Below are 14777 nucleotides of genomic sequence, written 5' to 3' on the forward strand. Positions count from 1 at the left end.
TACTGAAAATTAACTGAGTTCTGCAGCAGCTGCGATCGCTTGATCAATTCGCTCTACAGGAATTACTTTTAAGCCCGGGATCTTGGTCTTGGGCATATTCGCCTTTGGAATAATGGCCACTGTAAAGCCTAACTTAGCAGCCTCTTTCAAACGCTCTTGACCGCGCGGACAAGGACGAATCTCTCCAGCCAATCCTACCTCACCAAAGACGATGAGCTCCTTAGGTAAGGCGCGATTACGAATCGATGACTGAATTGCTAGCAGCACTGCCAAGTCTGCCGCTGGTTCTGAAATCTTGACACCACCAACGGCATTTAAAAATACATCTTGATCAAAACACGCCACGCCCGCATGGCGATGCAATACCGCTAAGAGCATTGCTAAACGGGCTTGCTCTAAGCCAACTGCTAGACGCCGTGGGTTAGGAACATGTGCTGTATCTACCAATGCCTGAATTTCTACCAAGAGTGGTCTACTGCCCTCTTGAGTGACTAATACGCAAGCGCCGGGAACCATTTGCTCGTGCTGCGATAAGAAGATTGCTGACGGGTTAGTGACCCCTCGTAGACCTTTTTCAGTCATTGCAAATACACCAAGCTCGTTAACGGCACCAAAACGATTCTTAATCGAGCGCACTAAACGAAATGAAGAATGGGTGTCACCCTCAAAATACAATACCGTATCCACAATGTGCTCCAGCACCCGTGGGCCAGCCAAGTGGCCATCTTTAGTCACATGACCAACCATCAATACACAGATCCCACTGGATTTTGCAGCTCTGGTGAGTTGGGCAGCGCACTCACGCACTTGGGCGACGGAACCTGGCGCTGAACTTAACACCTCAGAATACAAAGTCTGAATAGAGTCCACCACCAATACCTGTGGCTTGACAGTATCCATGATGGAGATGAGTTTTTCTAACTGAATTTCTGCTAAGACCTCTAGTTGTGGCGCATTGAGCGCGATGCGTTTTGCACGCAATGCTATTTGTGCAGCCGATTCTTCACCACTGCTATAGAGTACATTCATACCTGAAGAGCTCATCTCAGCCAAAGCTTGCAGTAGGAGTGTTGATTTACCAATTCCTGGATCGCCACCCAATAAAACTACGCCACCAGGTACCAAGCCACCACCCAACACGCGATCAAACTCTTCAACACCAGTACTAAAACGTGGCAAATCTTCGGCAGTAATTGCAGAGAGTTTTTGTCTTGGTAATGATTGCGCTAAACCCTGAAACCGTGAGTTAGAAGTGGTCTCGGGCAAGCCCTCTTCCATAGTATTCCACGCCTGACAAGATGGGCATTGGCCCTGCCACTTTGCAGAAGTACCGCCACAAGATTGGCAGATATAAACCGTTTTGACTTTAGCCAAGAGATTCCTAGTAATTGAAGCTAATAAATTCAGTGTTAATCGAGTTGCGTGCCAGCTTTATTTTCTTGGGCACGCTTAGGGGCGTCCTTGCGACGCTGCTCCAGATCGGCCGCTCTTGCAGCCGCAGCTTTTTGCTTATCTTCAAACTCGCGTTGATTATCAACCCGTTCTGCAGCCTTGACAGGCGAAGCCCGCTCAGCGGCACGCTTTTGATCTTCCTGATCTTTAATACTCTTACGTAAATTGCGTTGCACTTCATGCAAAGCACGCTCTTGTTCGCTAATGGGGTCAATTTCTTTACGATATTCTGCTCTAGCGCTACGCAAGCAATAGTTCACCCAATAGTTTTGATAGCAATCTGATGAAGCTTTGCCCCAGCGATACTTAGCCCAGTCTCTTTGCAACTCTAGCTCTGACTCGATCTTATCCAATTTAGCCAACTCAGCCTCTTCAGCAGGCGTTGCTAAAGTAATGCCGCTAATGGAGCTCAGTAATAAAAATATCCCAATGAATATTTTGGATCGCTGAGAAAAATTCTTTCTCAAATTTCCACCTTTGCGCCCAACTCAACCAAGCGATTTGCAGGAATTTTGAAAAAGTCTGATTGACGACCGGCATTTTGATACATCCAGCAAAACAAGCGTTCACGCCACAATGCCATACCCGGAATCTCCGTAGAGACAATGGTGTCGCGCGACAGGAAGAATGAGGTATTCATTAAATCAAACTTCAAGTCAGAAGACCTCTGCAGTAATTCGATGATCTGGCCCATGTCCGGAGTTTCATTAAACCCATACACAGTGCGAACTACATACACACCATTACCAAGATCTCGCAAAGTAATACGCTCATCATCCTTAACATAAGGGACATCCCAAATACTGACCTTTAAGAAAAAAACTCTTTCATGAAGCACGTGGTTGTGTTTGAGGTTATGTAAAAAAGATACTGGTAAATAATCGACGTGAGCCGTTAAGAAAATGGCAGTACCTTCAACTCGATGTGGTGGATGCATCATCAAGGCTTCGATGAAACTCTTTAACTCAATGCCATTATTGATCGCCTTCTGACGTAAGATCTTGCGGCCTTGATACCAAGTCATCAAGAAAATGAAGCAGACTGCGCCCAATAACAGCGGAAACCAACCGCCTTCCATAATCTTCAATAAATTAGCCGTTAAGAATGCGAGATCAACAGCTAAGAATGCACTGATTACCAAGGTTACTAGGATAGTATTCCAGCGCCACACTACACGCATCACAATCGCTGCCAAGAAGGTGGTGACGATCATAGTGGTAGTCACCGCAATGCCGTAGGCTGCAGCTAAGTTTTCAGACTTCTTAAACGCTAACACCACCACAATAACCAAAACCAATAAAGCCCAATTAACTAATGGCATATAAATCTGACCGATTTCCCGTTCAGACGTGTGACGCACTTTCATACGAGGTAAAAAACCTAACAAGATGGCTTGGCTAGTCATTGAAAAAGCACCGGATATTACCGCTTGGGATGCAATCACGGTTGCGGCAGTAGCTAAGATCACCAATGGGAAAACAAACGCTTCGGGCACCATCAAGAAAAATGGGTTGCTAATAGTTTCTGGGTTATTCAAAAACATTGCACCCTGTCCAAAGTAATTTAAAAGCAAACAAGGCATCACGATAAAGAACCAACCCATCCGAATAGGCTTCACTCCGAAGTGGCCCATATCGGCATAAAGCGCTTCAGCACCAGTCAGCACTAGGAACACCGCGCCCAGCACAATAAAGCCTTGCAGAGCATGCTCATCCATAAAGTGAATGGCATACATTGGATTGATAGCAGCAAAGATAGCTGGATGCTGTACGACCTGATATATACCCATTAGGCCAATCACTGCAAACCACAGCACCATAATGGGTCCAAATAATTTTCCAACTACATCGGTACCAGTCTTTTGAATCACAAATAGGATAACTAAGATCACTACTGTAATCGGCAACACAAAACGAGTGAGATCACTAGATATCACCTCCAGACCCTCGACTGCAGACAGAACTGATATTGCAGGTGTAATGATTGCATCACCGTAAAACATACAGGCCCCAAAAACACCGGCCATGATGATTAACAATGAGCGCCTGGAACCGCTTGGTGCCGTCCTTAAGGCCAATGCCATCAGCGCCAAAATACCACCCTCACCATGATTATTGGCGCGCATCACAAACAAAACATATTTCAACGACACCACAATTGCAAAAGCCCAAAAGACCATGGAGATCACACCATAAACAGCATCGGCTGAAAAAGGAATACCATGCTCAGGACTAAAACACTCTTTCAGTGCATATAGAGGGCTGGTACCAATGTCCCCAAAGACCACGCCAATCGCAGCAAACATTAAAGCAATCGAAGCGCCTTTTTTGTGAGGATGATCCTCTCGTGAAATCTCTACCGGCCTCAATAGAGATGATTCAGAAAACTCCGGATTACTCACTGACATGAATTGTTCCTAGCGTGTTGTTGCGTGGCAATATATTACTCCTTATGTCAGATCATTAAATCTGGAATTTTTGGCAGAAAACCGCATATTTACGCGTCTTTTGAAGGTTTACCTCGACAGAGGGGTCCAAAAAATGGTAGAATCTATGTCTTCAGACGCGGGGTGGAGCAGTCTGGCAGCTCGTCGGGCTCATAACCCGAAGGTCGTAGGTTCAAATCCTGCCCCCGCAACCAGTAGTTCAGTACTAAGCCCTTAATTTTTAAGGGCTTTTTGCTTTTATAGGGCTCGAAAGCTTCGACCCAGCCTCAGCTTGGTCAATATTACGATGCCAGAGACGTCCTATCTCGCGCCTTAGAAAACGGATTAAAGTCCCGGCACCCTTTGTAAAAGTCCAAATTTGCGCGCCCGTCTTTGGCGTTTGATGAAAAGGGATCTGCATACCTTCATAACGTGCAGTAACGGTCGGATGCGGATGGCCATAACGATTGCGATATCCATTTTGAGCAAAAGCAATATCCGGTCTCAATTTCGCTAATAGATCAATTGACGAAGAAGTTTTACTACCGTGGTGTGGCGCCATAAAAATCAATTCTCTTTCATCTAATGCGCTTAGTGTTTGCGAATCAAGGCGATCAGTCATTTCTGCTTCGCCCTGTTTCTCTACATCCCCAGTTAACCAGATCGAACTATTTTTATTGCGCACCTCTAATACACAACTCATTTCATTAGGCTTCATCGAATATTGATTCTCAAAAAGCGTATCTTCATTTGGATGCCAAATTAAAAACTCCACCTCATCCCAAATCCAGTACTGACCATAACGGCATGGAATACTTGGAATGCTGTTGAACTGTAAATTTTTTAGTAATGGGTTATTACCTGGCAATGACCCCATCATTGTGTCAAACCCAACCTGCTTCAGTAGCGAGGCTGCCCCGCCCACATGATCACTATCACTATGACTAATTACCATACGATCGATTCGATCTATACCCCTGCCGCGCAAGTACGGCAGCAGGACACGTTGCCCAGCATCATCTTTTTTACCCTGTATCGGACCAGTGTCATAAAGCAATCTCTTATTAGCAGTCTCAATAAAGACCGCTGTGCCCTGCCCAATATCAAATACTGTTGCCCTAAACTCTCCAGATCTAAGGGTCTGGTACTCCAAATTAGCCAACGGGATAAAAAATAATAGGGAAGGCAGTAAAGCGAGCAATCTTGATGGCCAAGAATGGGAAAGATCTCCAGGGCGGATGGCATAAATAATCCCAATCCCCGAAATGAATAACATCCACCATACTGGTTGACTCGACCAAACTACCGCCCAATTCCAATGAGCCAACCACTCTAATATCACGGCCAGGTATTCCATTGATGCATGTGCCGGCAATAAGAGCCAGCGGCCAATAAATTCTGGGAGTAAGGCGCCAGCAATTGCCAAGGGGGTCACAACATAACTCACCAAAGGAATCGCAAATGCATTGGCGATTGGCGAGACTACCGACACCTGATAAAACCAATACAAAGTAAAAGGGAGTAGTGCAATGGTTACCACTGCCTGTACACGACAAGCTTCACGTAGTGCCTGCAAGATTCGATTTGACCAATGCACCTCCAACTCTTTTCCAGTGGGGATACCCAACAATCCAGAAGAATCTTTCATCGCAAAGAGAATGGCGGCGACCGCTCCAAATGAAAGCCAAAATCCTGGCGTATAAGGTGCCATTGGATCAATGACTAGAACAAATGCGAGCGCCCACCACCAAATATCGAATGATCTTGGATTTCTGCCAGTCCATAAAGCAAAGGCAACGACGCCGACCATATACATCGTTCTTTGCGCCGGTATCTGAAAGCCTGCTAACCATGCGTAGATGAATGCCGTGATAAAACCCGAGGCTGCTGCCACTTTACTCACCGGAATGATAAGTGGCCATGCGCGACGCCGCCAGACAAATCCAGCAATCGATGCCCCAATACCTGCCAACATCGTGACGTGTAAGCCCGAAATAGAAATGAGGTGGCCTATACCGGTTGCATTAAATACCCGCCAGTCATCTTGCTCAATGGCATTTTGATCTCCCATCACTAGCGCAATAATAACGCCAGCATAGCGCGCATCGCTTGGCAAGAGTGAACGAATCTTTTCACGTAATTTCCAACGTGCTAACTCCATGCGCAACTCAAATTCGGTCAGACCAATATCAATTGTTTTCAACAATTTGCCAGATCTAACGGATCCACTAGCACCAAAATCCTGATGAAATGACCAACGCTCAAAATCAAAGGTATAAGGGTTTAAAGATCCATATGGTCTCTTGAGCTTGACCTTCAAATTCCAGCGCTGCCCTGGGATTATTTGAGGAATCTCTTCATTGCTTCTCCATGCAGGCTGCCAACTTAGATAGATTCTTTTAGGAAATACACTGATCTTTTCTTTGCCATTCAAAAGATAGCTAATCTCAAATGCAAACTTGGCGCCCGCAGAACTACTTTGTGGAAGAGCGACAACTCTTCCTTCAGCACTGAGTTCTTTGCCCTCTAAATCCTCGGCAAGAATATTTGCCAGTCGCCTATCTGCATAGTTTGCATTCCAAGCAAAGCCCACAGTGAATAAAAGAAGACAAATAAAAATATATCGAAGCCCTCTGATTTGAGGGCCTAGGTATAAAGCCAGCCAACACAAGAAGCTCATAAATAAGCATGCGGGTAGCCATAATGTTGGAACTTGTGGCAAAAATAAAAGAAATGATCCCCCGGCGATGAACGCCGTAATTGCTAAGCGCAAGGGCCTAAGAAGCTAAAGCTAAGTTTGGATTGCCAGTACAGAGAGCCGACCAATGTAGCAATATCTGCACGACATTATCCCGGCCCAAAGAAGAAAATAAATTCAGCTCAGGCAAACGTACCCGACTCACTAGCAAGATATATTTCCTGAAAACTATTTACGCAAACCTAAATTCGTGCCAAGTTTTTCATAAAGAAGAACTTGCTGTTTCACAAATTGCTCCGTTTCAGATGGAGAGCGAATTGCTGGAATCGCTCCCGCTGTTTTATTGGCCCCCTCCCACGCTGGGTCTTGAGCCACCTTCTTTAATACTTCAGTCCACTTATCCACTACCTCTTGGGGCAATCCTGGTGGGCCAAATAAACCACTCCATCCCGTGGCTTGCTCAAATTGATTTAATCCCAACTCGCGACTAGAGGGAATATCAGGGAAATCTTTTAGTCTATCTGGCGTAGATACCATCAAACCACGCATACTTCCGCCCTTAATTTGGCCCGCTAAAGTAGTCATCGTGTTACAAACAAAATCGACTTGATTTCCCAGTAAGGCAGCACTACTTTCACCGGCGCTTTTATATGGGATCATCGTAGCTGCTGAAGAAGGTAGATTTGCTGCATTGAGCAGTATTTCGACGGATAAATGCTGAGAAGTGCCTGCACCAGCGGTTGCATAATTGAGCTTGCCTGGATCAGAGCGCAAAGCGTTAAGCAGATCCTTCATGTTTTTATAAGGTGAGTCGCTTTTGACAACACACACCATAGGATTTAAATCTAACAAAGTAATGAAAGTAAAATCATTCCACTTGTAGGGGGTTTTGCTGTCGAGTGCCGGCACAATAGCCTGAGAACCTACTCGTGAGATCAGCAAGGTATAGCCATCGGGCGGGCTATTACGAACCTTTAGCGAACCAATTGTTCCTGATGCGCCTACGATATTCTGAACAATCAAAGGTTGATTCATCAACTTAGTTGCTACTGCAGCCAAGTTTCTGCCTGAAAAATCGCTATCTCCGCCTGCGGTATAGGGGGCAATTAAAGTAATCGGCTTATTGGGGTAGCCTTGCGCACTAAGACCTAGCGAAACAAAATTTAAAGCTGCAAAAATGAGCCCAAAAATCGAAAGCTTAAGACTCAAAGCATCATTCATTATCTTGCGCAGATTATCGAACATATCATCACACCCCAAGTAGATTTTCAGTTTTTAAAGCGTATTGAGCTCAACACTAAGCTGAGTCCCTGGAACAATAATTCCGCCGCGATCACCCTTGGTAGTAGAGCCCCAACGGGGAACGTAATAATCAGGAAGCGACCGTGCGTTATCAGGAGCAATCCATAATCTGAGCAAATGACGATGGCGCTCAGGCTCTGGCCAATTTTCAAAATCACTTCTTGAATGAAGTATTTGATGGTTATTCAATATTTGAATGTCGCCAGGCTCAAACTCCATAGACAACACAACCTTTCGCTCCGCCAATATTTCATCCATCAAATCCATGACTTCAATCTGTTGACTCGTTAGCCTAGGAGCATCTGGAAAGTTCATTTGTGCTGCGTCGATATATTGACGTATGTAGGTACAAGTTAATTGATCTTCATACCAAGTAAAAATTGGCATGCTGTACCAAGGCTCATAACCATCGGGAATCTCGCCTCTCCTATCCGTTGGATAAGGCATAAATAAAGCCTCTACTAAATCTGGGCGCCTATGCGAAACCTCGTTATACAAGCTAATAGAACTGGCAATATAAGACTCCCCGCCCGACTTGGCCTTTTGAAGACAAAGTAAGGCCACTAAATCTGCAGAATCCGTATGAAAATCTAATTTTTTATTGGTTTGATAAAAGCGGACATCTTTATTCTTGATATCAACACCTTGATCTTTAACATGTCCCAATAAATGTCCCTTTGCATTACTACTACGCAAACTTCCAATATGAGAACCAATCCCAAGATAAATGGTGGCAGACAATTTAAGCTCTAGCTGATCAACAGGCAATCCTCTGATCAACAAAAATCCGCGCCCAAACAGTAATTCATTTGAAAACTCTTTTATCTTTTTGGATAAAGAGGGTATTGGGAACAGTTTTGGAGAAATCTGCTCTAGCGGCTTATTCAGTGACAAAAAATAATTCCCCGCCTCTATAAGCTCGCGAATTTCATCTTGAGTCCACTCCAGAATCCAGGATGTATCCTTTTGTAACTCTTGCCCATTCCATGCGGCAGGCCCAACAATCGCTTTAGGTAGTTGCAACTTCGGTATCAGATCATTCATCTACATTCCCAAGGAGAATCATTTGCTAATCAATATAAACTAACTAGCAGAATACTAAAGTCTCTTTTTTTGAATTGTTAGTAGTTCCCCTTACTTTTCATGAGGAGGCAACGAAGGACAACTTAAGGATTTTGCTTTTATCTACTGAAAACATTACTGCATCGCAATAGCAAGTAAGAATGAGCGCCTGCAAACCATGACCGCACCCTAGGAATTTGAGCTCAGACTCGAGGATTGTGAGTGCCCCGCTTTAACCAGCCTAACTAATTAAAACGCTTATCTGCGCAAAGAGCCGACCAACGGGGCAATACCTCCATAGCGTTGCACCAAGCTGCTGAGGCGAATTCAGCATCGCTTATGCCACGAATAGCGGCCAACTCTTTTGCAATACGAACCACAAAGGCGGGTTCATTAAATGGGATGTCCTCTTCTCTGAGCCAAGCCGGCGGTATATCCGGAGAGTCCGTCTCAGTAACGATGCTATCAAGCGGCAATTCAGTTAAGAGTCTGCGAATCTGCAATGCACGCTCATACGTGGCTGCACCACCAAAACCCAACTTAAAACCGAGTTCAATAAACTGCTCAGCTTGCTGAAAGCTGCCATTGAATGCATGCGCAATTCCGCCGGGGATTTTGCGGCGTCTAAGCGCTTTCAAGATTGCATCCTGTGAGCGGCGCACATGCAAAATGACTGGTAATTGATATTTTTGAGCTAGATCTAATTGCGCATGAAAAAAATATTCTTGCTTATGTGGATCCAAGCCTTCCACAAAATAATCAAGGCCAATCTCACCAATACCCACAAACCTTAGATCTGAAAGTGATTGATTGATCTGCTCTTCCAAGAGAGCAATATCTTCTTCGCGCGCTTGATTGGTATACAGGGGATGAATGCCTAAGGTGTAGACCAAGCCAGGTATCTCACCCCCATATTGCGCAGCAAGCTCTCTAACGTGTTGACAGTCGGCAACTTTAACCGCTGGCAACAAAATAGCCCGCACATTTTTTTCTTTAGCAGCAGCAATGATCGATGGTAGCGAGCCTGAGAACTCTGGTGCATCTAGGTGACAATGAGTATCAATCCACATGGGATGCTTTACTGCGCGAATGTCTTTAGAACTCCGCGCTCTAAGTGCAAGATACGATCGCAGCGTTTAGCTCTTACAGGATCATGCGTCACGATCACAAAGGCTGTACCCTGTTCGCGAGCAATATCGAGCATCAGATCAAACACGCCATCAGCAGTTTCAGTATCTAAGTTGCCAGTAGGCTCATCTGCTAATACACAAGCAGGATTACCCACTAATGCTCTTGCTACTGCTACACGCTGACGCTCACCACCAGATAATTCACCTGGGGTATGTAATTCACGATTCGCCAAACCAACGGCTTTCAGCATCTTGCTAGCGCGCTCCATCGACTCATCGTTACTTAAGCCGCGAATGCGTAATAGCAATGCAACATTCTCCACGGCGCTGAACTCATCTAAGAGATGGTGGAATTGGTAAATAAAACCTAAACTTTGATTACGTAGGCGATCAAGCTTGGCAACCGATAGTTGATTGATATTGGCGCCGTCTAATAAGACTGAACCAGCGCTAGGAGTATCAAGGCCACCCAAAAGATGTAACAAAGTACTCTTACCAGATCCTGAGGAGCCCACAATGGCAACCTTCTCGGAAGGCGCTACCTCTAAGTCAACAGACTTAAGCACCTCTACTGCGGTTGCGCCTTGACCATAGGTTTTAGCCAAACCTTTAGCAATCAGAACCTTATTCATATCTGAGGGCCTCGGCAGGTTGCACCTTGGCGGCGCGACGGCTTGGGTACAGAGTGGCCAGTACGGATAAGCCAAAAGCCATTAATCCAACTGTCACTACATCACCTAAGCGCACATCTGAAGGCAACTCACTAATAAAGTACACCTCCCGCGGCAAGAAACGCACACGGAAGATAGCCTCAATAGCGGGAACAATCACATCAATATTGAGTGCAATGAGTAAACCAAGGCCAACGCCAGCCAAAGAACCTAACAAGCCAATGGCTAAGCCTTGTACCAAGAAAATTCTTTGAATTAAACCTGGGCTCGCGCCCATTGTTCTCAGAATCGCAATATCAGCCTGCTTTTCATTAACGGTCATCACTAAAGTAGAGACCAAATTAAAGGCGGCCACCGCAATAATCAAGGTCAGAATGATGAACATCATCTTCTTTTCTGTTTGAACCGCAGCAAACCAATTTCGATTTGAACGGGACCAGTCAGTAATCCATAGTGCTTGAGGCACAACGGCAGCTAACTCATTAGCAACCTCAGGGGCACGTTGCATGTCATCAACCTTGACGCGTAGACCAGACGGGTCACGCAAGCGCAGCAAGGCTGCTGCATCTTTCCAATGCATGATAGCCAGTGAACTATCGTATTCATAATGGCCGCTATCAACAATACCCACAACTTGAAGGGTTCGCATCCGAGGCATTGCACCAGCTGGCGTTAAATCACTCTCAGGAACAATCAAATTAATTCGATCTCCGACATGAGCGCCAACCAAAGATGCTAGTTGCGCCCCCAAGGCAACGCCAAAACCACCTGGCTTAAGATCATCAATACTTCCAGCAATAAATTGTTTTGGTAAATCAGAAACCTTGCCTTCTTCACTTGGCAAAATTCCGCGAATAGCAACACCGCGCATCACGTTATCTCTTGCGAGTAGACCTTGCGAACTCACCATGGGAGCAACCCCAACTACGTGAGGCTGACCTGCAACTTTTAAAGCCAGTGGCTCCCAATTCGCCAAGCCATCAGGTGCAGTAATTTCTACATGGGAGAGAACGGAGAGCATGCGGTCACGGACTTCCTTCTGGAAACCATTCATCACCGATAAAACCACAATCAGAGATGCAACGCCTAAAGCGATACCTGCAGTGGATATCCCAGAAATAAAGGAAAGGAAGCCGTCACGCTTACCAACCGTCTTACGACGCTTGGAACGGGTATAGCGTAAGCCAATTTCTAGCTCAATGGGAAGTCTCAACATAGCCACAGTTTAGACAATTGCCAGGGCAAACTGATGGAATAGTTAAATGCCACCTAAAATCAGGGAAATGACTGCAAATATGAACTCCCTCCAAAGCACCCCACGGCGCTTTACCCTGATGCTATCGGGAGAGGATGCCTTGGATGCTCATGCGATTGGAAGCCAGCCGCTAAAAGGACTTCCCCACGAGCGCTTCTTACTGGGAGATTTGACTCCAATCGCACCAGTTCTCCTCCTAGGCCAGTCAACTCTGCAAGTAAATCCAAGCCAAGAAATTGTTTGCCTACAGCCCGTTCATCTGCACGCTACGCGTGACCATCTCATTTTGATGGGTCAGAATCAGATTGATCTGACCGAAGCTGAATCTTCAGAACTTCTGAAAACTGCCCTTCCCTTGATTGAAGAAGATTTTCAGAATCCCGTTTTATTTCATGATAAACATTACTGGTTTATCCCAGCAGGCCCATTCGCAAGTTTGGCAAGCTATAGCGTTGATCAAGCACATGGTCGCAATATTGATTGGTGGATGCCCCGTGATACCCATGCAGAAGGTATTGCAAAACATTGGCGCAAGTTACAAAATGAAATTCAGATGCTCTGGCATATCGACCCAGTCAATGAAGCACGAGAGCAACGCGGCCTTCCCAGTATCAACTCTCTATGGATTAGTGGTATTGGCAAACTCAATGATGTTCATTTACCTCAAGTAATCAGGGGATCACAACAGATCTATGGTGAACACACTTTGCTGGCCGGTATTGCGAAGTACTTAGGCATTTCGCATAGCTCAAGCATTCAAACGGAAAGCCTAGCAGGTGCTTTTGCATGGCTAGATCGCCCAGAGACAATATGGCATGAGCTAAGTTATGCCCTCACCCATCAAAAGATTGATCAATTACTCCTCGTTGATTTTCCGAATGGAAAAGTGCGTGAGCGCATCTTGACTGCGAAAGATCTGCATAAAAAGTCTTGGGCCTTTTGGAAAAAAGTCGAACCGCTTACCTGGAAAGAAATCATTTCTTCATGAGTCTTTTTTCCCAACGTCCTTTTTCTGAGCGTACTGCGACTTGGTTGCAACAAAGTGGCTTACATCCCTTGCTCGCGCGTCTATATGCTGCGCGCGGTTTGGAATCTCCAGATGAACTCTCGTTGGAACTCAAAAATCTACTTTCACCCACTGAACTGAAAAATTGCATCACTACTGCAAGTTTACTCGCAGACATTCTTGAGAGAAAAGAGCCCATGCTCATCGTTGCAGACTATGACTGTGACGGTGCCACAGCTTGTGCAGTAGGGTTGCGGGGCTTAAAAATGCTAGGTGGAGTAGACATCCCCATTCAGTTTCTAGTGCCTAATCGCTTCACGATGGGCTATGGCTTAACGCCCGAAGTCGTTGAACTCGCAGCACAGCAAAATCCCAAACCTAAATACCTTATTACCGTTGATAACGGTATTGCGAGCGAAGCGGGCGTAGAACGCGCCCGTGAACTTGGCATGGAAGTGATTGTTACTGACCATCACCTCCCTGGCGACCGATTACCAAAAGCCACTGTAATCGTTAATCCTAATCAGCCAGGCTGTAATTTCCCTAGTAAAGCGCTTGCCGGTGTAGGTGTGATGTTTTATGTATTAGTCGCACTACGTGCAGAGCTGCGCAAGCGCGGAAAATTTACCAACGAGACTCAACCTAAAGTTGAGAATCTCTTAGATCTGGTTGCACTAGGAACTGTTGCGGATGTTGCGCAACTCGATCGCAATAACCGCGTATTAGTTTCCAATGGCATCAAACGTATTCGTGCAGGCATCTCCCAACCCGGTATACAAGCTTTGTTTCAGGCGGCGGGGCGAGACCCTCGTAAGGCAAATACTTTTGATCTAGGTTTTGCGATCGGCCCCAGACTCAATGCTGCTGGGCGTCTAGCGGATATGACCTTAGGGATCCGTTTATTGTTGACTGACAATACAGATGAAGCAATGAACTTGGCGCAGGAACTTGATCGCATCAACCGTGAACGTCGCGTGATTGAAACAGGGATGCAAGAAACGGCGCTTGCTCACCTCTCAGAAGACCAACTTGCAGGAACAATGGCGCAACGAACCAGTATCTGCCTATGGAATCCAGAGTGGCATCAAGGTGTCGTGGGCATTGTGGCTTCACGCCTAAAAGAACGCTTTAACCGCCCTGCCATTGTCTTTGCTCCTGATGGCAATACTGGAGAAGAATTGCGTGGCTCTGGAAGATCGTTAACGGGCTTTCATTTAAGGGATGCACTCGATATGGTTTCTAAGCGCGAGCCCGGCCTCATTCTGAAATTTGGTGGTCATGCAATGGCAGCGGGGCTGACGATTCGTAAACATGATTTTGAGAAGTTTGATGCCTGCTTTCAGGAAGTGGCAAATACCTTATTGACTGATGAAATCCTCGAGCGTCGCCACCCCCATGATGGCGCCCTGCAGCCTTCAGAATTTACCCCCGAGATAGGCGACCTCCTCGCAGAAGAAATCTGGGGCCAAGGGTTTCCACAACCGGTTTTCTATGGGGACTTTGAGATTACTCAGCAAAGCCTCATGAAAGAGAAGCATTTACGCTTGATGGTGCGCCCTCTAGGATCCGATGCCTCAAAAAATACATTAGCAGCCAAGCCGTTGACAGCCGTCTGGTTCAACCGCACCCAAAGCCTGCCTGCTAAAGCCACACTTGCTTACCGTCTAGTCACCGATCGCTATCAGGGCCAAGCCCGTGTACAGCTGATGATTGAGGCTCATGACGAGAACCCTAGGACCTGAGAGTCCGATGTAATAACCCCCTTATAATTAGGGG

Annotated in this window: 11 protein-coding genes and 1 tRNA gene; 3 read left to right on the forward strand and 9 right to left on the reverse strand. The window is 45.9% G+C overall.

All coding sequences use genetic code 11. The features are described from left to right. Positions 1–9 precede the first annotated feature (9 nt). Genes radA through VC178_RS00285 form a run of 3 tightly spaced genes read right to left on the reverse strand, consistent with a single transcriptional unit; the run spans position 10 to position 3757 of the window. A complete protein-coding gene (gene radA / locus VC178_RS00275) occupies positions 10–1374 on the reverse strand; it encodes a DNA repair protein RadA (RefSeq protein ID WP_323481192.1) in 1365 nt (454 codons plus the stop codon). A gap of 35 nt (positions 1375–1409) precedes the next feature. Then, the gene (locus VC178_RS00280; RefSeq protein ID WP_215296508.1) at positions 1410–1919 is read right to left on the reverse strand and encodes a hypothetical protein; all 510 of its coding nucleotides are present in this window, start codon (positions 1917–1919) and stop codon (positions 1410–1412) included. Beyond that, the gene (locus VC178_RS00285) at positions 1916–3757 is read right to left on the reverse strand and encodes a potassium transporter Kup (RefSeq protein WP_323481573.1); all 1842 of its coding nucleotides are present in this window, start codon (positions 3755–3757) and stop codon (positions 1916–1918) included. The genes VC178_RS00280 and VC178_RS00285 overlap by 4 nt, the downstream gene beginning before the upstream one ends. Before the next feature lie 258 nt (positions 3758–4015). On the opposite strand from VC178_RS00285, the gene VC178_RS00290 reads away from it, so the two are divergent. After that, positions 4016–4092 (forward strand) — tRNA-Met (locus VC178_RS00290). Between the two features lie 26 nt (positions 4093–4118). Here the strand turns inward: VC178_RS00290 and VC178_RS00295 are convergent. The 6 genes from VC178_RS00295 to VC178_RS00320 form a co-directional block, all read right to left on the reverse strand. Next, positions 4119–6557, reverse strand: coding sequence for a DNA internalization-related competence protein ComEC/Rec2 (locus VC178_RS00295; protein ID WP_416350525.1), 2439 nt, complete (start codon positions 6555–6557; stop codon positions 4119–4121). 246 nt (positions 6558–6803) lie between these two features. Then, positions 6804–7820, reverse strand: coding sequence for a tripartite tricarboxylate transporter substrate binding protein (locus VC178_RS00300; protein ID WP_323481194.1), 1017 nt, complete (start codon positions 7818–7820; stop codon positions 6804–6806). 30 nt (positions 7821–7850) lie between these two features. Further along, positions 7851–8921, reverse strand: coding sequence for a TauD/TfdA family dioxygenase (locus tag VC178_RS00305; protein WP_215367264.1), 1071 nt, complete (start codon positions 8919–8921; stop codon positions 7851–7853). Between the two features lie 263 nt (positions 8922–9184). Continuing rightward, a complete protein-coding gene (locus VC178_RS00310; protein WP_323481195.1) occupies positions 9185–10009 on the reverse strand; it encodes a TatD family hydrolase in 825 nt (274 codons plus the stop codon). A gap of 8 nt (positions 10010–10017) precedes the next feature. Continuing rightward, positions 10018–10701 carry an ABC transporter ATP-binding protein gene (locus VC178_RS00315; protein ID WP_323481196.1) on the reverse strand — a complete coding sequence of 228 codons (684 nt, stop codon included), beginning with the start codon at positions 10699–10701 and terminating at the stop codon, positions 10018–10020. Continuing rightward, complete coding sequence (locus VC178_RS00320) at positions 10694–11956, reverse strand: lipoprotein-releasing ABC transporter permease subunit (RefSeq protein WP_323481197.1); 1263 nt, start codon at positions 11954–11956, stop codon at positions 10694–10696. Before VC178_RS00320 ends, VC178_RS00315 begins: the two co-directional genes overlap by 8 nt. A gap of 67 nt (positions 11957–12023) precedes the next feature. Between VC178_RS00320 and VC178_RS00325 the strand changes: the two genes are divergently transcribed. Both VC178_RS00325 and recJ read left to right on the forward strand, forming a co-directional pair. Continuing rightward, the gene (locus tag VC178_RS00325; RefSeq protein ID WP_323481198.1) at positions 12024–12983 is read left to right on the forward strand and encodes a hypothetical protein; all 960 of its coding nucleotides are present in this window, start codon (positions 12024–12026) and stop codon (positions 12981–12983) included. Then, a complete protein-coding gene (recJ, locus tag VC178_RS00330; RefSeq protein ID WP_323481199.1) occupies positions 12980–14743 on the forward strand; it encodes a single-stranded-DNA-specific exonuclease RecJ in 1764 nt (587 codons plus the stop codon). Before VC178_RS00325 ends, recJ begins: the two co-directional genes overlap by 4 nt. Positions 14744–14777: the final 34 nt, after the last annotated feature.

It is taken from the genome of Polynucleobacter sp. AP-Sanab-80-C2 (assembly GCF_035012965.1).
Taxonomy (GTDB): domain Bacteria; phylum Pseudomonadota; class Gammaproteobacteria; order Burkholderiales; family Burkholderiaceae; genus Polynucleobacter.